The sequence below is a fragment of the Geobacillus sp. BMUD genome, assembly GCF_013096845.1.
In the GTDB taxonomy this organism is placed as follows: Bacteria; Bacillota; Bacilli; order Bacillales; family Anoxybacillaceae; genus Geobacillus; species Geobacillus vulcani.
Map to the genome: position 1 here is coordinate 52,474 of NZ_SDLA01000015.1, position 15,731 is coordinate 68,204.

Genomic DNA, 15,731 nt, shown 5'->3' on the forward strand with positions numbered 1-15,731 from the left:
CCGCCCACAGCAAAAACAGGCGAACGAACGCTTTGTCTCATTCGCCCTGCCGCACAAAAGCGGGTGCCCTCGCTTCCATCAAGAGGACACCCGCTTTCGCTTGAATGGCTGCCAAAGCGCCGCCGTTCGTTCTTCACTGCACGACATACCGCCGCAGCCGGCCGGAAACCGCCGCCTTCCAAGCTTGAAACGCCGGTGACAACCGTCCGCAAACAATCCGCTCCTTTGCCGCTGCATCAGAAAACTGCCCGTCAAGTGCCGCGGCCGCGTCGAGCACATCGACAAACCGTTCAAGATGCTGGACGAAATCGTTCTCCTCAGCGAACAGCTGCTCTAGATACACATTCGTCTCGCCGATTTTCCCAAGCGCCAGCAACACATCCGAAAGCAGCACGTCCGCATGCATCCGCCGCGGGTCAGAAAAGCTCGCCGCCACATAGTCGAGCCCTTCTTCGACTGTCTCGAGCAACGCGGCGTATTGGCGGATGATGTCCAGCGCGTCGCTCGTCAATTTTGCCATATCCATTCCACCTATCGCCGTTTATCGTAAAACATTCCATCGAACGAAAGCGGCTGCTCGTACGGATGAACATAGCGGGCATTCGCCTGCCGCTTCGCCTCGGTGATCCGCAAATCGCTGCCAATCTCATCGCGCACTTGACGAAGCCGCGCTTCAATCTCTCGATTCCAAGCAACGATCTCGCGGCCAAGCCGCTGCTCTTCCTCGCTGTATGGCGGCCGCAGCTCCCGAAGCCACTCCTCACGCCGCCGAAGCAGCTCATCCACTTGCACAAGCCGCGCCTCGCGCTCCTCAGCTGGCCACGGCAGAGCGGTCGCTTCGAGCAATTCGCGCGTCAACTGCCAAACTTCGCGCACGCTCATTACGCCTGCCCGCCTTCCGCGTATTGGCGCTGCCGATTGAGCTGAATCACTTGCTTCCACGTATCGCGAAACTCCGTGACATACCCTTCCACTTCATCCAAAATCGCCGCATCGTGCTTCACATTCGCCTCGACCAGGCGGCGGTAGATGTAGTCATACATCGTCATCATCGATTTGGCGACGTCATATTCCATTTTCAGCGTCGCCATCAATTCCAAAATAATCTTTTGCGCTTTAATCAAGTTCTCGTTGCGCGCCGCCACATCGCCCGCTTCTATCGCCTGGCGCGCGAGCTTGATAAACTTCAAGCAGCCGTTATACAGCATGAGCGTCAGCTCGCCAGGCGACGCCGTCTGCACGGCGTTCGTTTGGTAGTGTTGATACGGATTGTTCGTTGCCATCCCGATCACTCCTCTTCTATGATGTTCACCCCATCGCAAAGCCAGCAGCTTATTCAGCGCAACGGGCCGCGTCGACCCCGTTCACCGCTTACAGCGCCGAACGTCCTTTATTCGTTGCCGCTCGTGAGCGGGTTCGCCTCTTGACTCACTGTCGCCGCGATGGCGGCCTTAGCCTTCATCCGCCGATCCGTTACCTTTGCATGCCGCCGCCAAAGGCGTTCATCAAATACATGCTTTGCTGATTGGCGCGCTGAATCGCCTCTTCCATCGCGGTGAATTGGCGATAGTAGCGGTCTTCAATTTGTTTCAAGCGGTCTTGAAAACGGTCAATCTGGTCATTAATTTGAATCAAGTCGCGTCCGATCGCAAACTGCTGGTTCGTCCAAATCGTCTTCCCCGCCTTCTGCTCAATCTTTCCGATCGTCGCCTTGATCGTATCGCGCAAACGGCGGGCAAGGCCTTTTTCCGCTTGATTCGTGCTATCCTGATTAAACAGCTGGTACACCGCTTCCGGGTTTTCTTTAATCTTCTCCCGCAGCTTCGTCTCGTCAATGATCAATTTCCCGCCATCGAGGTAGTTCGACGACGTCGTGATGCCAAGCTGCGCCAACTGCGAAAACCCGCTCGGGATGTTCGTTCCTTCGACTTTCGTATACAAATCCATCCGCATTTGGCTGAGGGCGCTCGACAAAATCGAATCGCCGCGAAGCATGCCGCTCCGTGCTTTTTCTTCCCACAGCTCCACTTGTTTTTCCGTCATCGCTTCTTTTTGCTCATCGGTGAGCGGCGGATAATCGCGGTAGCGCTCTTCTTTCAACTCGGCGTTGATTTTGGCGATCACTTCATTGTATTTATCGACAAACCCTTTTATCACGTTCACCATCGCGTCGACATCGGTCGAAACCGACACCGTCGCCGTCCCCGTTCCCTTCACGGTATACGTCACGCCATTAATCGTAAACGTGTTCGACGAACGGGTCGTCGTCAAGCCGTTCAACGTCACTTGCGCGTCTTGCCCCGCTGTTTTTCCTGTCAAATCCTGCCCTGCCGCGGCTCCCGTAAACCCAAGCTTTTGCGCGAAAAAGTCAGCCGTCGTCTGATCAGCGAGCACCAAGCTCGCCTGCGCCCCCGTCTCTTTTTTCATGATCGAAATCCGCCCGGTTTTTTCATCGTAAAACGCGCTGACGCCAAGATCGGCATTGTTGTTGAGCTGGGCGATCAACCCGTCCAGCGTCGTTCCTTGTTTCACCGTGATCGTCGCCTGCTTCGTGCTCCCATCCCCGTTCGTCACATTGATCGTCAACGTCGTATCAGCGGCAACGGAAAAACTCGCCTTGTCCACCCTTACCGCTTCATCGGACAGCCAGACGGCCGAGGTGGCCACCCGATCGACCTGAATCGTCGTCGCCACATTCGCCGCGCTGGAGCTCGCGGTCGCCGTTACGGCCGCCTCATTCGAGCTTGAGACCGTTTTTTTGAGCATGCTGCTTTGGAGAGTGATGTTCGAAAACAAGTAATCATCCAGCCCTTGCAACAGCGTGTTCATCGCCCGGTAATCATCGCGCTGCCACTCGAGCAGCTGCTTTTTTTGCTGGAGCTTATCCAGCGGCATCCGCTCTGCTTTCATCAAATCTTTGACGATTTGATCAATATCCATCCCGCTCGCCAAACCGCTAATGCGCAAATTCCCTGCCATCTGTCTTCACCACCGTTAAATTTTTCGATCCACCAACAATCCGACAAACTCCATCATCGCTGCATACATATCCAGCAGCTTTTTCGGCGGAATTTCGCGGATCACCTCATGCGTCTTTTCATCGACCACTTGCACGTAGTACTCATTCAGCTCCTTATGCAGCTCAAACCGAATTGATGTATGACTCGGCTGCAACAACTCATTCAGTCCATTGACCACATTCTCCAACTCATCGTGCGAAAACAGCCGCGCAGGAGAAGAAGCAGACTCTTCCCGTTCCGGCGGCCGCACCGCCGCCACCCCAGCGCTCGCCTTCGCTTGGTCATTTCGCATCGGTTCATACGAAGGAAACGAAGAAGACAACCGTTCAATCGTCATACGATCCGCTCCTTTAGTTTTGGACGCTTTCTATCGTTTATATCGGATGGGAAGCAGGAGATGTAAAGGGGGGAAGGGGAATTTCATTTTGGTTAGGGATTGGTGTATAATCTTGAAGCAACTAAAATCGCTTCGCTAAGCGCATTGAGCTTGACCAACAACTCCATTTATAATAAAATATAGAACAAATGTTCCGTTTGGAAGGAGAAATAAAATGCTTCGCCAACTCCCCGTACAAGCATTAAGTATGATCAACGGAAAATTGCTTGGAGACGGCAACATTAGTATCGAAAAGACTCGCAGCCCGCGGTTTCGCTTTTCCCATTCCATTCACGACCAATCTTGGTTTTTTCATTGCTATAAACAACTGAGCAACTATCTTCCTCTCTCAAAACCAAAATATCGTAAAGTGTTAGACCCACGCACAAAAAATGGATTTACAGAGCATTATTACACCCAGTCGCGCAAATGCGAAATCGTCCAGCAGCTGAAGACGTTATGGTATCCACACAACCGAAAAATGATCCCTTTTGAATTTTTGTCTTTGTCATTTACTCCCCTTTGTCTCGCATGGTGGTACCAAGACGATGGCCATTTGAAAATGGAAAACAACCAGATCAAAAAAATCATTTTATCCACTGATGGCTTTACAACAACCGAGAACGAGACATTGATAAAATTGATCAAAAAACGATACGGATTGACATTCAAATTGGACAAGTATAACAGGCTCGTCCTTTACGACAAACCGCAAATCATTTACTTCATCCGTTTAATCGAACCGTTCGTACATGAAAGCATGAGCCGGAAAATTACGATTCCTTCCCTCCCAAGGCAAGGCCCGAAGAAGAAACGAACAACGATTTACTTGCCAAGCAGTATCCACATTTCCCGACCAACTCAAGAGATTCACCACATGTTAAAGCAACTTCCAATCATATACAACAAGCTGCAAGACACGGCCCTTTATAGAACATGGTTTATAGAAAATCTTTCCGCATTGAAAATAAACAAAGCCACAGCCACACCGTATCAAATCACATTGACCGAGGAACACCTTCGATCTATCCATGACTGCAGGCAGCGTGCGGGCTTAACAGTAAGCGAAGTCGTGTATTTATGCGCCGTGGAACACCTCAATAAACAAGAGAGACCTTAGGCCACCCTAAGGTCTCTTGTCCTATGATTAACGAAGCAATTGCAATACCCCTTGCGGTTGTTGGTTGGCTTGCCATGCCTCAACGTCTTTCGACCGTTGTGTAGACTACCTCTTCACCCTCAGCTTCACCTGTTAGGGGCTGGGCGCTTCGGGTCGGCATCAGCCTCCCCTACGGGCTTCATCACCATAGCACTCGCCGTAGGTGGTATGCCCTAGTCGTTGAACCTTCTCCACCCTTTCGGGACAGGAGCTTGGCTGCTGATTGCCCAATCCTTCGGCTTTTTCCGCCCTCACGTCTGCCGTTTCCAGCTCCGTTGTGGCGCCAAAGGCTCTCAGGGCTTCCCAGCAATTCACCCAGTCATCCTCTTAGCCGTTTCCAGCTAAGACGCCCGCCAAACCAGCCTACCGAAGCAGCTGCAACACCGCTTGCGGCAGTTGGTTTGATTGAGCCAACATCGCTTGCGCTGCTTGCGCCAAGATGTTGTTTTTCGTGAATTCCATCATTTCTTTGGCCATCGTGCCACCCGCCCTTTCGGTGCGGGACAAGACTACATCTTCACCCTCAGCTTCACCTGTTAGGGGCCGGGCGCTTCGGATGAGCGAGGACGATGGAAATCCTCTTCACCCTACGGGCTTCATCGCCATAGCACGAGCCGTAGGCGGTATGCCCTAGTCGTTGAACCTTCTCCACCCTTTCGGGACAGGAGCTTGGCTGCTGATTGCCCAATCCTTCGGCTTTTTCCGCCGTCACGTCTGCCGTTTCCGGCTCCGTTGTGGCGCCAAAGGCTCTCAGGGCTTCCCAGCAATTCACCCGGTGATGATCCTAGCCGTTTCCAGCTAGGACGACTGTGCCTGTCGCCGCTAAGCGGCTAAGGCATAATCAACGTCGCGGATGCGGGATTCCGCCGCGGTTAAGTTTTCCGCCGAAGTGCCTAAGTTGTTGATCGTGTGTTCGAGACGATTCGTGTATGCACCTAACTTCGAACGTTCGGCTGATACAGTATCAATTGCATTTTGGATAGTTGTAATTGCAGCCGTAGCAGCCGCCGCGCTGCTCGATATATCAATCCCTGACGTTACAGTAGCATCCCCACCATTGGTAGCAGCAGTTCCACTTGCAACACCTAAAGTAACGGCATCCATCGCCTTGATAGATAATGTGATAGTTTGACCTTGATTAGCCCCAATTTGGAATGTCAAATCTGCAGCACCGGTCACACTCGAAGTACTATCTTTTGAGCCATCTAACAGCTTCATTGTGTTAAATTCTGTGGTGTTAGAAATACGAGTAATTTCATTAGCTAATTGATCGACTTCTTCTTGTAATCGTTGACGGTCAGTAGTAGTGTTCGTATCATTCGCCGCTTGAACCGCCAGCTCCCGCATCCGTTGCAGGATCGAGTGCGTTTCGTTCAACGCCCCCTCTGCCGTTTGGATGAGGCTGATCGCATCTTGGGAGTTTTTCGAAGCCATCTCCAACCCGCGAATTTGCCCGCGCATTTTTTCGGAGATGGCCAGACCTGCTGCGTCGTCGCCCGCGCGGTTGATGCGCAGACCGGAAGACAGTTTTTCCATGTTTTTCGCTGCGGCGCCTTGACCGATCGTCAGTTGGCGATACGTGTTCAACGCCGCGATGTTGTGGTTGATTCGCATGTTCTCTTCCTCCTTGAATGATGTTTTTCCACGTCCTTGTGGAACGCGCTGGCATGGGGCGAAAGTCGGCCGCCTTTCGCCGTATGTCGCGCTCACTTTTTATATCGGCGCGTTTTTTGGAAGTTTAATAGGGAACGAGAAAAAATTTTTTCATCGGGACGAAAAAAAGCGCCGTTTGGGCGCTTCGGGTTATGGTTGTTTCCATTGTTTCAGTTTGGCGGTCAATGCGGCGAGCGACGCTTCCGGTGCTTCGGAGGCGGCGCTGTTTTCCGCTTGGATGGCGAGATACACTTCTTTGCGATGAATGTCGATGTGCTTGGGCGCGTTGATGCCAAGTTTCACTTGATCGCCTTGAATGGCGAGGACGGTGATTTCGATATCATCGCCGATTTGGATTGCTTCTTTCAATTTGCGCGTTAAGACAAGCATCGGGCCGCCCCCTTTATGTCGCCACTTTATCCGGGAAGAGGCGATGTTTCGTTTTGTACGCGGTGTTCGTTAAGATCACTTGCTTGCCGGTTCGTTGGCGAACGTTGATGACGACAGGCGCCTGCAAGTTCGCCGTCGTCTCGTGAAACGGGTCGGCGACGGTAAGGATGACATATACCGCGACGTCGCGTTCGCTTTCGATCTCAAGCTGTTCCACCGTTGCCTCGTCGAGTTCAAACTCATACGATGGAAAGTAGGAAAACGGCTCGATCAACACAAACCCGAGCGCGGGCGTCTCGACCGACTGCAAGATGACAAACGGCGTGTCGGCGAGCGGGAGAAGAACGAACCGCTTCTCGTTTGCGAATCCGGGCAAACCGTGAGGAAAGCGGACGATGTCCTGTTCAGCGATGTCAATCTCACCATGATATTTTGTCCGTACCTTCATGTTTTCACACCTTTTCAAATCAACATATCAAAATGGACGCCGACGAAGCGCAAATGGGCAAAATCAATGTCCAGCGATGGGCGCTGGGCGAGGCGAATCGCCACCTCGCCCGGCGTGTAGCGAATGATCGGCGAACGCGTGCGGGCGCGGATGATTGGTTTGTGTGTCTCAAAGCGAATATCCACATCCGCCGGGGTATAGGATATGCGAACGCTGAACGGGGATGGCACCCAGCCGATGTTGAATTCGTACATCGGCGATTCGCTGTTTTCTTTCGCCTGCTCGGCGATCGGGTTGCCGCCGTCCTCGATGCGCATGAGCTCGTCCCCTTGGCGAGAGACGCGGGCCAGTCCGTCCAGCCAATCGCTGTATCCTTGTTCGGCAAACTTTTCGATGCGGCGAAAGATATGTTCCAAATTCATGTCTTCCCACGCTTTTGTCTGGTCAATCGTCAGCTTGGACGGCGTCGTACGGATCGTGAGTCGGGCCGGGGGCTGCTCGATTTCCAACTCGGCAGGCGGCTGTTGGATTTTCAGTTTCGCCGGAACGGTTTCGATGGCGATTTTCGCCATCGTTGACTGCAGGCGGATTTGCGGCAGCTGCATCGTCATTTCCCCCTTACCCGCTTAGCGCAAAAAGTCGAGCAGCGTCGGCTGGATGATGCGGGCGCCGACGCCGAGGGCGGCGCGGTGCACGCTTTCCTGTGTTTTTAAATCAGTGATGACCCGTTCGATATCAGCGTCTTCGTTGTTGGATAAAATTTGTTGGGCGATGACTTCCTGTTCATCGACGCGCGCCTCCATCAGCTCAAGGCGGTTGTTTCGCGCGCCAAGCTCGGCCCGCTCGGCCAAGACGTTGTCAATGTGTTTGTCCATATACGATAAATAAACGTTCAGCTCTTGGCCGCTCTTGCCGGCTTCCAGGTCATTCACAAGCGCTTCTAAATCGCTGAACAGCCCTTGTCCCGGAGTCGCGCTGTACGTAAAGACGCGCGTCGGATTGACGTTAACCGGTAGCTCGATGCCTTTTAACAGCTCGATTTTCACTTGTTCTGTGTTCGTCGACACTTTGTTCACGGGATCGTCCAAATTGACCGGCGGATGAAGGGTGTCCGTGCCGTTAAAAATGTATTTGCCCGCGATTTGCGTGTTGGCAATGGAAACCAAATGGTCTTTTAGCTCATCGATCTCTTTTGCGATATGCGCGCGCTGTGATTGTTCATACGTATCGTTGCTGGCTTGGACAACGAGCTCGCGAATGCGCTGGAGCACTTGCGTCGCTTCGTTGAGCGCCGAGTCGGACGCATCGATCCAGTTATGGGCTTCGGAGAAATTGCGTTTAAACTGCTCGACCTCGGTTAAGTTCGTCCGGTAGGCCATTCCTTTAATGGCCACGACCGGGTCATCGGACGGACGGGTGATTTTTTTGCCGGTTGACAGCTGGTCTTGAATTTTGCCGAGTCGCTCGTAGCTTTGGCTCAAGTTACGCAACATATTTTGCGTCAGCATGGATTGCGTGACACGCATCGTCATTCACCTACCTTCCGACAATTCCCATGCCGTTAATGATTTTATCGAGCATCTCATCGATCGTCGTAATCGTGCGCGCCGCCGCGTTGTAGGCGTGCTGAAACCGAATCATGTTCGTCATTTCCTCATCGAGCGACACCCCGCTGACGGACTGGCGCCGTTCCTCCACCGACTGGCGGAGCACTTCGGAGTTGTTGACGAGGCGGTTCGCCTGTTGGGCATCGACCGCCAGCTGACCGATCATGCTTTCGTAATACGCCTGCAGCGTGCCTGCCGTGATTGGATACGAGACCGATGGTGCCGGATCTTGCAAGTTGGCAAAATTGCTGTTTTTGACATTGGCGAGACGAATGGCGTTGAAGCCGTTCCCCGGTTCGTTCGGCGCCGATGAAGCGGCGATGTTGTTTAAATCATCGATATTGGATGACAATTGGATCGCTTTCGCTGCCCCATCCACTTGCGTCAAATCCGTGAAAAACAATCCTCCCGGGTTGCTCGGGCTTAGCGTATACCCCGTTTGGTGCACTTCGTTAAACCGCTTGGCGAACGAATACGCGAGGGTATCGAGCTTTTTCAACATATCGGGATAAATGCCTTTGACACCGCTTCCGTCATCATATCCGTAGGCCTCGATCAACCCTTTCAACTTGCCGGAGGCGACAAACGGGATGGAAGATCCTCCAAGCGACAGTCCGGTAAGCGGGCCGGTTGGCGTCTCCGGGGCAGCGCTAGCGCTCGGCGATACGGACAGCGTCCGATATCCTTGGGTGCCATTCACCAACAGCTGGCGCTGGCCGTTGCCATCCAAAATATAAACATCATAAGCACCTTCCGCTATGTTCAGCGCTTTGCCTCCGCTTGGCCGCGGCTCGACTTCGATTTTGACGAGCGCGGACAGTTCATCGAGCAGTCGGTCGCGCTCATCATACAAATCGTTCGGCAAGTAGCCGTGCGGTTCGACTTCGGCAATTTGTTGGTTGATTTTATACAGCTGTTCCGCGATCGAGTTGATCGATTTGACGGTCACTTGAATTTCATTGGCGAGATCGTTTTGAATCGACGTCAACGAATCGGCCAAATAATGAAACGTCTCGACCACTGCCAGTCCGCGCTGGCGCACGACCGAGCGGGCCCCTGTGTTTTCCGGGTTTGCACTTAAATCTTGGAGCGCCTGCCAAAATTGATCCATGGTTTTCGACAAACCGCTGTCGGACGGTTCGTTCATAATGTCCTCCATTTTTTTTAACGCATCGGCTTGGGCTTGCCAATAGCCGAGCTTGTTGTTCTCGCCGCGGTATTGCCAGTCAAAAAAGCGGTCGCGCACCCGCTCAATCGACCCCGCTTCGACCCCCGTCCCCATCTGTCCCGGAATTTGCGGGCGGTTCATGGACGCTGGAGGGTACGGCTCGCTTTGGACAAAGTTGACGCGCTGGCGTGAATAGCCGGGCGTGTTGGCGTTGGCAATGTTATGGCCGGTCGTGTACAGTGCCATTTGCTGCACGGCCATGCCGCGCTTGGCGACTTCCAGCCCGTGAAATGTTGATCCCATCGTGCTCCTCCTTTTCCCTTCCAATACTTGCGATGGTTCTGTTTAGCGGCTCCAGTCGCTTTCCTTTTGGCCGCCCGTCGGATCGTTGCTACACTTTCGAATCAAAGAGCGAACGCGCGCGCTCGTGCGCGGCAGCGTTCTGATTTGGCGCCGTATAGGTCACGTTGGGCGGCTGCGGCAGCCACTGGTCGAGCATAAGCGTCACCCATTGCAGCGACTGGCGGATGAGCTGCCCGTTCAGCTCGTTGGCCGCTTGAAGTTCGCGGATGACGGCAAGGAGCTCGTCTGCCAACCGTTCGACTTTTTGCCGCTCCTCCCCGCCTATTTTCGGCAGGCAATCGGCTAATGATGGCGGATTCTCATCGTCAGACCATGCGGCAACGAGCTGTGCCCGCTCGCGCTCGAGCTGCTGGATGGCGGCAATCGCCGTTTGTTCTTTTTGGATCAGCTGCATTAATCCGTCCGTATCGCCTCGTTTTAATACGTCCGTTTTTTGATAGGCCAATTGAAGCAAATGCCGGTGCAGCACCAAGTGCCGGTCAAGGATCGCCATCAGCTGCAGCGCTGGCGCACGCTGTTCATCATCGGTTCGCTGATTTTCTATCCTTGTGTTCATTGGCCATCGCCCTTATAGAACTTGTATAGTTTCTCCGCAATGGCGCGGGCATCGATCTCATACGTTCCGTTGTCGATTTGCTCCTTCAACCGGCGCACTTTCTCTTCCCGCTCGGCAGCCCAAGTGGAGCGTTGCTGCAGCTCTTTTGCCTCCTCAGAAATTTCGACGCGATCCCGCCGCCCGGGTTGCCCTGTTTTTCCTTGTAAGGTGCCCGAGTACTGACGGTAAGGATGAACGCCAATCAAAAACCGGTGATCGATTCTCACTGCGATTCCTCCTATCCGTTCCGCACGTTGTTGTCTTACTACTATTATCGGTCAATCCATTCATTTGTTTAGCGGCCATTTCGTTCTTTGTCGGTGTAATACGTGCGAAACACTTGTTTTTTCTTCTGTTCTTCTTCTTTTTTCACCATTTCCAGCTGCCTTTGCAAATCTTTTGAACAGTCGGCGCACATTCTGCCTTCGCGGATCAGCTTACCGCAACGGTCGCACGGATATCCTAAGTTCGGCAGCTGCGCCAACGTTAATCGGCCGCTTTTGATGAATTTGACCAACAACGTTTCAGGCACGCCTGTCGCCTCGACAATTTGCTCCATCGTTGCCAGCCGGTTTTCCCGGCGCCGCAAAAATTGGACCACGGTTTGAAATTGCCGTTCTTCTTCTTCATGACAAGACGGGCAAATATCGCGAAACGGCGAGCGGACAAACAGACGGCCGCAAACCGGACAATTTTCTAAATCCATTCTTCTCCCCCCACATGTGCCCATTACGTATACAAATTGACGATCAACCCTTGAATTTCCCCCAACCTCTGCAGCAAATCCATCCTCGGCCGTTCTTGCTCGAGCACCGCGTTGGTGACGTCAAGCAGCTTTTGGTCGATCGTTTTGACGATCTGATAGACGCGAGAACGGCCGCTCCAATGGAACCCATACTGCTCCGTCAGTTTCAAGCCATGGTTCACCGCTTCATCGAGCAATTGTCTGACGAGCTGTTTATACCGCCGTAAATCGTCAACCGTCCGCGACTTGGCCAGTTTTTTTCCTTGCTGTTCGATTTCATCCGCCAACTGCCTCAGCCGCTCGTTTCGCAGCTTTTCCTGCTCCTTGGCGGTCAGCTCGGCAAATGACACGGATGGCGAAAAAGAAGCCGCCGCTTTTTTGCCGATTGGAACCGATGGGGTGTTGGCAATCTTATTGATCTCCATCTCCTTCGCTCCTACCGTCTTGTTCATCAAGCTTCTGAATCCATTGTAAAACTTCCCCGATCACCGCGTAAAGCTGCGGCGGGACGCGCAGCACCGGATCGGCCAGCTGTCTCAGCAACTCCCGGTCATGGGGCAGCGGAATGCCCGCCCGCTCCGCCTTGTCGGCCACCTCATCAGCGAGCTGCCGCGGCTGTCGGCCAAGATGTTGCTCATATGATGTAAAAGCAGGGGCGTAACGGTGTCTGTTCATATCGTCCACTCCCACTGGCTCGTTTCGTTTTCCGTCTTCACTCTGTCTGTCGCCGCCCGCTCCTCGTCTTGGGTGTCCATCGGTTGGAAAATGAGGCGTTGCACCCGATAACCGATCTGTTCCAAATGATCTTTGACTGTCGCCGCGTATGACTGCAACACCGCCGCCAACCGCTCGTATTCTGTTTCCACCGTTACGGACAGCTGCCGTTCGATCGCCTGCAAAGAAATCCCCACTTTGCCTTGATTCGTGTCCAACAAAAAGTAGAGGCGGCAGTTTTGCCAATCAAGTTGGCCGCCACCGCTGCGAGCGTTGACGTGCACATGCACGGTCGCCATCTCACCATGAAGCGAGAGCGGCCACTGGTACAACATGGTTTGGGTGTGGCTGTCAACAGTAAATTTGTTGAGCAGCTGTTGGCCGGTAAGATTCATGAGCACCCGTTCGGCCTGCGCGGGAGCGGTTCCTTCCTCAACCCATGACAGCAGCATTGCCTTCAAATTCTCGACCGGCTGTAACCGCTCCCCGCTCAAGAGCGCACGGGCAGTCTCTTGTTCATGGAAAAAGCCGAGGCGGCGCAGCGATTCAACGACGCCTCTCGCCGATAATGCGTTGTCACGAGCCGCTTGGGACGCGTGTTTCAGTATGCGCGACAGCTGCTCGTGCGGCTTCGTGCCTTGCCGCTCGTCTGATTCGAGGAAAAAGCGCATCACCTTTTGCTCGGACGGCTGAAAGCGGAGCGACTCCAACAACGCTTTCACTTCACGCACCGTCTTGGCGGCTTCGTCCATCTTTCCTTCCGCAAGGCCGCGTTTCGCCTCTGCCAACTTCGCACCCGCCTCCAGCAGCTTCGTTTCCGTTTTCATATCGGTAAACAACAGCCAGTCCCCGTTTAGCAACATCCGGTCAAGCGAATGAATGAGCGACTCGACAAGCGGCACGGCCCGCTCTGTCGCCTGCTGGGCAGCAGCATGCGCAAATTGTTCAAGCTGACGGGCCATATCACGCTGCCAAACGCGAAAATCGTGGACCAATTGCCTCATTTTTTCTGTCACTGCCGTCATGACAAACGTCCGAGCCTCTGCCGGCGGAAGAACCAGCTCCGATGCAGCCGCATAGGCGCGCGAACCTTCCAATCGCTCCGTCTGTTCACGAACAGGCGCTGCTTTTGCTTCATGGGTTTCTTCCGGTTCCTCTGTTTTTGTCAGCAACGGCGCCAACAGGTCTCCGAGTGGCGGGCCGTGGAGCGCTTCATGCGCTAGGCGCAAATGTGTCTCGGTCACCTCGAGCTGTTTCGCCGTCAAAGCAGCGACCGTTTCTTGTTTTTGCTTGATCGAGCCGCCTTCCGTCTCCCAAAAGCGACGAACGGCTTCCTTTTCCTTTTCGGTCAGGCGGATGCCACGGGCTGACAGCCATAGATCGATTCCATCGTCCAACGAAGATGGCGGAAACCGCCCTATAGACGATAGTGGCACCGCTTGCGCCACCCACGTCCCACCTTCTTGCTTCACAAGCCGCACCATAAACGAACGGTCGCTCGGCACGCCATCCACAAAGCGGACGCGGACATCCTGTTGGCCGATGGCGACCACGGCCTCTTGATCGTTGAACCTTTCTTTCATTACCGCCATCTGCACGCTCCCCGGCTGCAATGAAACAGCCGGTGCGGTGATCTCATTGGATCGTTGATCGTGATGGATACGCATCATCATTCTTTCCTCGCTCTTTGTTCTCCTACTGTTTATATCGGCACGTAGGCTTCCAATGTTTACACTGTTACGCGCGAATGAGCGTCAACGCTCCCACCTCAGCCGCCCCCGCCTCCAGCAGCACACGGGCCGCATGACGGACGGTGATGCCCGTCGTGTAAATGTCATCGATGAGGACGATTCGCTTCCCATTGATCGGCGCATGTCCGGAGAGAAAAAACGGATTGTCCGTCTCGAGCCTCTCGCGGCGCGATTTTTTCGATTGTTTTTCAGAGTGTTTGCGGGCCAGCCAAGGAAAGAACGGGGACGGAAGCAGGCGGGCGAGCGCTTCGGCTTGGTTGAAGCCGCGCTCATGCAGCCGTTCGGGGCTCAACGGGATCGGGACGATGTGCCAATCGCGGCCGAAATGTCGGCGAAATGCTTGGGAAAACGGACGGTGAAACGCAGCGACGATGGCATAGTCGCCGCGGAATTTCCATAAGGCGACGACTTCTTTCATCCAGTCGTTGTATATATACACAGACCGGTTTTTCACGAGCACCCTCCCCCACTGTTCATCTTCCTGCCACCGGAGGCAATCGGCACACAGCGATGGCTTGGCTTCCTCAAGCGGGCGGCCGCACATCTCGCAAAGGCGGCCGTCAATGAGTTTGAACGACCCGCGACAGCGCGGGCAAAGGACGTCAAGGTCTTCGAGGAAAAGAAGTTGACGCCAGCTCGCAATCGGGTTATACGAGGAATGGCAAAGAAGGCAGTTCATCGGCGCAACAGCCCCCGTTTCTTCGCTTCTTCATTCATGCGGAGGATATGGCGGCGCGCCCGTACCATGGCATTCGTTTTTCCGTGATGGAAAAAGCGGACATCGCCATCCGGAAACGCGGCGTGACGGCCCACGCGGCCGGCGATTTGCACGAGGGCGCTTTCCGTGAAGATGCGGTCTTCGGCGCCGAGAACGGCAACATCGATGTTCGGCACCGTCACTCCCCGTTCAAGGATCGTCGTTGTCACCAACAGCGGCACGAGTCCATCGCGAAATGCCTGAACGTGCTCGGCTCTGTCTGGGGCTTCGGCATGAACACCGACGATGTAGGGATTGACGCGCTGCAAGAGGCGAGTGACAGCTTCAAGCTCATCGATATGAGGAACAAATAAAAACGCTTGTTTTCCCTGCTCCAAACGACGGAGCACCCACGCAAGGACGTTCTGGGGCAAGCGGCCGCGCTCTAACCGCTTGCGCCAATTGCCGCACCATTCGAACGCGGGGACGGGAAGCGGACGGCCGTGGTAGCGGGCGGGGATGACGGCGGCATTCCGCCTCCCGCGCCGAATGTCAAGCTGCCAAGCACGCGATGGGGTGGCGGTCAGATAAATGAGGCTCGACTGTTCTTTCCGCGCTTGACTGACGGCGTATTCGAGCATCGGCTCAGCAGAATATGGAAAGGCATCAACTTCATCCACGATCATGACGTCAAAAACGCGGTAAGCCCGAAGCAACTGGTGGGTGGTTGAGAGGACCAAGGAAGCGATCCGTCCGCGCTCTTCGCTTCCTCCATGCCAAACGGCGAGCGGAACGCGCGGGAACGCTTGGCGAAAGCGGGGAGCCAGTTCGCGGACAACATCGGTCCGCGGCGTGGCGAGGCAAACGCGTTCGCCGTTCTCAAGCGCCGCAGCGATAGCGGGAAAGAGAATCTCCGTCTTTCCTGCCCCGCATACCACAGGAAATGAATACATAAAAAGGCGGATCACTCCGCCTTCTTTTCTTCCCACATCTCCTCAAGCGCGTCCTCAAAGAATTCACACGCTGCCAGCACACCGCTAACAAA

General features: G+C 54.2%; 20 protein-coding genes and 1 pseudogene. 1 reads left to right on the forward strand and 20 read right to left on the reverse strand.

Annotated features, from left to right (window positions below; translation table 11 throughout):
• Positions 1–133: 133 nt before the first annotated feature.
• The 5 genes from ETC05_RS14350 to flaG form a co-directional block, all read right to left on the reverse strand.
• Positions 134–520, reverse strand: coding sequence for a DUF8042 domain-containing protein (locus ETC05_RS14350; RefSeq protein ID WP_171661314.1), 387 nt, complete (start codon positions 518–520; stop codon positions 134–136).
• 11 nt (positions 521–531) lie between these two features.
• Entirely contained in the window at positions 532–882 is a 351-nt protein-coding gene (gene fliT / locus ETC05_RS14355; protein ID WP_031407046.1) for a flagellar protein FliT, read from the reverse strand.
• Positions 882–1,283: a flagellar export chaperone FliS gene (fliS, locus tag ETC05_RS14360; protein WP_031407043.1), complete on the reverse strand. Its 402-nt coding sequence runs from the start codon at positions 1,281–1,283 to the stop codon at positions 882–884. Before fliS ends, fliT begins: the two co-directional genes overlap by 1 nt.
• 190 nt (positions 1,284–1,473) lie before the next feature.
• Positions 1,474–2,979 carry a flagellar hook-associated protein 2 gene (locus ETC05_RS14365; protein WP_031407041.1) on the reverse strand — a complete coding sequence of 502 codons (1,506 nt, stop codon included), beginning with the start codon at positions 2,977–2,979 and terminating at the stop codon, positions 1,474–1,476.
• 15 nt (positions 2,980–2,994) lie between these two features.
• Positions 2,995–3,357 (reverse strand): flagellar protein FlaG, encoded by a 363-nt coding sequence (gene flaG, locus ETC05_RS14370; protein ID WP_031407039.1) that lies wholly within the window; start codon positions 3,355–3,357, stop codon positions 2,995–2,997.
• A 214-nt stretch (positions 3,358–3,571) separates the two neighbouring features.
• Between flaG and ETC05_RS14375 the strand changes: the two genes are divergently transcribed.
• A complete protein-coding gene (locus ETC05_RS14375; RefSeq protein ID WP_171661315.1) occupies positions 3,572–4,516 on the forward strand; it encodes an endonuclease in 945 nt (314 codons plus the stop codon).
• 402 nt (positions 4,517–4,918) lie between these two features.
• On the opposite strand, the gene ETC05_RS17915 is transcribed toward ETC05_RS14375, so the two are convergent.
• The 15 genes and pseudogenes from ETC05_RS17915 to ETC05_RS14450 form a co-directional block, all read right to left on the reverse strand.
• On the reverse strand, positions 4,919–5,032 hold the full coding sequence (locus ETC05_RS17915; RefSeq protein WP_014196766.1) for a flagellin: 114 nt from the start codon (positions 5,030–5,032) through the stop codon (positions 4,919–4,921).
• A 345-nt stretch (positions 5,033–5,377) separates the two neighbouring features.
• Positions 5,378–6,169 carry a flagellin N-terminal helical domain-containing protein gene (locus ETC05_RS17920; RefSeq protein ID WP_171661316.1) on the reverse strand — a complete coding sequence of 264 codons (792 nt, stop codon included), beginning with the start codon at positions 6,167–6,169 and terminating at the stop codon, positions 5,378–5,380.
• Positions 6,170–6,358: 189 nt separating this feature from the next.
• Positions 6,359–6,598 (reverse strand): carbon storage regulator CsrA, encoded by a 240-nt coding sequence (gene csrA, locus ETC05_RS14390; protein ID WP_031407014.1) that lies wholly within the window; start codon positions 6,596–6,598, stop codon positions 6,359–6,361.
• Positions 6,599–6,611: 13 nt separating this feature from the next.
• Positions 6,612–7,046 (reverse strand): flagellar assembly protein FliW, encoded by a 435-nt coding sequence (gene fliW / locus ETC05_RS14395; RefSeq protein WP_171661317.1) that lies wholly within the window; start codon positions 7,044–7,046, stop codon positions 6,612–6,614.
• Positions 7,047–7,060: 14 nt separating this feature from the next.
• The gene (locus tag ETC05_RS14400; protein ID WP_171661318.1) at positions 7,061–7,651 is read right to left on the reverse strand and encodes a DUF6470 family protein; all 591 of its coding nucleotides are present in this window, start codon (positions 7,649–7,651) and stop codon (positions 7,061–7,063) included.
• Positions 7,652–7,672: 21 nt separating this feature from the next.
• Positions 7,673–8,572 (reverse strand): flagellar hook-associated protein FlgL, encoded by a 900-nt coding sequence (gene flgL / locus ETC05_RS14405; protein WP_031407008.1) that lies wholly within the window; start codon positions 8,570–8,572, stop codon positions 7,673–7,675.
• 10 nt (positions 8,573–8,582) lie between these two features.
• Positions 8,583–10,124 carry a flagellar hook-associated protein FlgK gene (gene flgK, locus ETC05_RS14410; RefSeq protein WP_031407007.1) on the reverse strand — a complete coding sequence of 514 codons (1,542 nt, stop codon included), beginning with the start codon at positions 10,122–10,124 and terminating at the stop codon, positions 8,583–8,585.
• 88 nt (positions 10,125–10,212) lie between these two features.
• The gene (locus ETC05_RS14415) at positions 10,213–10,740 is read right to left on the reverse strand and encodes a flagellar protein FlgN (protein ID WP_171661319.1); all 528 of its coding nucleotides are present in this window, start codon (positions 10,738–10,740) and stop codon (positions 10,213–10,215) included.
• Positions 10,737–11,006: a flagellar biosynthesis anti-sigma factor FlgM gene (gene flgM / locus ETC05_RS14420; protein ID WP_031407003.1), complete on the reverse strand. Its 270-nt coding sequence runs from the start codon at positions 11,004–11,006 to the stop codon at positions 10,737–10,739. The genes ETC05_RS14415 and flgM overlap by 4 nt, the downstream gene beginning before the upstream one ends.
• Before the next feature lie 68 nt (positions 11,007–11,074).
• Entirely contained in the window at positions 11,075–11,485 is a 411-nt protein-coding gene (locus tag ETC05_RS14425; RefSeq protein WP_031407001.1) for a TIGR03826 family flagellar region protein, read from the reverse strand.
• A gap of 23 nt (positions 11,486–11,508) precedes the next feature.
• The gene (locus ETC05_RS14430; RefSeq protein WP_171661320.1) at positions 11,509–11,949 is read right to left on the reverse strand and encodes a YaaR family protein; all 441 of its coding nucleotides are present in this window, start codon (positions 11,947–11,949) and stop codon (positions 11,509–11,511) included.
• Entirely contained in the window at positions 11,936–12,199 is a 264-nt protein-coding gene (locus ETC05_RS14435; protein ID WP_171661321.1) for a flagellar biosynthesis protein FlhB, read from the reverse strand. The genes ETC05_RS14430 and ETC05_RS14435 overlap by 14 nt, the downstream gene beginning before the upstream one ends.
• Positions 12,196–13,911 (reverse strand): hypothetical protein, encoded by a 1,716-nt coding sequence (locus ETC05_RS14440; RefSeq protein ID WP_216366501.1) that lies wholly within the window; start codon positions 13,909–13,911, stop codon positions 12,196–12,198. The genes ETC05_RS14435 and ETC05_RS14440 overlap by 4 nt, the downstream gene beginning before the upstream one ends.
• Positions 13,912–13,975: 64 nt before the next feature.
• Positions 13,976–14,668: a ComF family protein gene (locus ETC05_RS14445; protein WP_171661323.1), complete on the reverse strand. Its 693-nt coding sequence runs from the start codon at positions 14,666–14,668 to the stop codon at positions 13,976–13,978.
• Positions 14,665–15,621: pseudogene (locus ETC05_RS14450) on the reverse strand (ATP-dependent helicase ComFA); the annotation flags it as partial. The gene ETC05_RS14445 and the pseudogene ETC05_RS14450, both read right to left, overlap by 4 nt.
• Positions 15,622–15,731: the final 110 nt, after the last annotated feature.

Excerpts from the sequence above, each read along its gene's own strand:
- ETC05_RS14350 (WP_171661314.1), bottom strand. The coding sequence starts at position 520 with ATGGCAAAATTGACGAGCGACGCGCTGGACATCATCCGCCAATACGCC.
- fliT (WP_031407046.1), bottom strand. The coding sequence starts at position 882 with ATGAGCGTGCGCGAAGTTTGGCAGTTGACGCGCGAATTGCTCGAAGCG.
- fliS (WP_031407043.1), bottom strand. The coding sequence starts at position 1,283 with ATGGCAACGAACAATCCGTATCAACACTACCAAACGAACGCCGTGCAG.
- ETC05_RS14365 (WP_031407041.1), bottom strand. The coding sequence starts at position 2,979 with ATGGCAGGGAATTTGCGCATTAGCGGTTTGGCGAGCGGGATGGATATT.
- flaG (WP_031407039.1), bottom strand. The coding sequence starts at position 3,357 with ATGACGATTGAACGGTTGTCTTCTTCGTTTCCTTCGTATGAACCGATG.
- ETC05_RS14375 (WP_171661315.1), top strand. The coding sequence starts at position 3,572 with ATGCTTCGCCAACTCCCCGTACAAGCATTAAGTATGATCAACGGAAAA.
- ETC05_RS17915 (WP_014196766.1), bottom strand. The coding sequence starts at position 5,032 with ATGGCCAAAGAAATGATGGAATTCACGAAAAACAACATCTTGGCGCAA.
- ETC05_RS17920 (WP_171661316.1), bottom strand. The coding sequence starts at position 6,169 with ATGCGAATCAACCACAACATCGCGGCGTTGAACACGTATCGCCAACTG.
- csrA (WP_031407014.1), bottom strand. The coding sequence starts at position 6,598 with ATGCTTGTCTTAACGCGCAAATTGAAAGAAGCAATCCAAATCGGCGAT.
- fliW (WP_171661317.1), bottom strand. The coding sequence starts at position 7,046 with ATGAAGGTACGGACAAAATATCATGGTGAGATTGACATCGCTGAACAG.
- ETC05_RS14400 (WP_171661318.1), bottom strand. The coding sequence starts at position 7,651 with ATGCAGCTGCCGCAAATCCGCCTGCAGTCAACGATGGCGAAAATCGCC.
- flgL (WP_031407008.1), bottom strand. The coding sequence starts at position 8,572 with ATGCGTGTCACGCAATCCATGCTGACGCAAAATATGTTGCGTAACTTG.
- flgK (WP_031407007.1), bottom strand. The coding sequence starts at position 10,124 with ATGGGATCAACATTTCACGGGCTGGAAGTCGCCAAGCGCGGCATGGCC.
- ETC05_RS14415 (WP_171661319.1), bottom strand. The coding sequence starts at position 10,740 with ATGAACACAAGGATAGAAAATCAGCGAACCGATGATGAACAGCGTGCG.
- ETC05_RS14425 (WP_031407001.1), bottom strand. The coding sequence starts at position 11,485 with ATGGATTTAGAAAATTGTCCGGTTTGCGGCCGTCTGTTTGTCCGCTCG.
- ETC05_RS14430 (WP_171661320.1), bottom strand. The coding sequence starts at position 11,949 with ATGGAGATCAATAAGATTGCCAACACCCCATCGGTTCCAATCGGCAAA.
- ETC05_RS14435 (WP_171661321.1), bottom strand. The coding sequence starts at position 12,199 with ATGAACAGACACCGTTACGCCCCTGCTTTTACATCATATGAGCAACAT.
- ETC05_RS14440 (WP_216366501.1), bottom strand. The coding sequence starts at position 13,911 with ATGATGATGCGTATCCATCACGATCAACGATCCAATGAGATCACCGCA.
- ETC05_RS14445 (WP_171661323.1), bottom strand. The coding sequence starts at position 14,668 with ATGAACTGCCTTCTTTGCCATTCCTCGTATAACCCGATTGCGAGCTGG.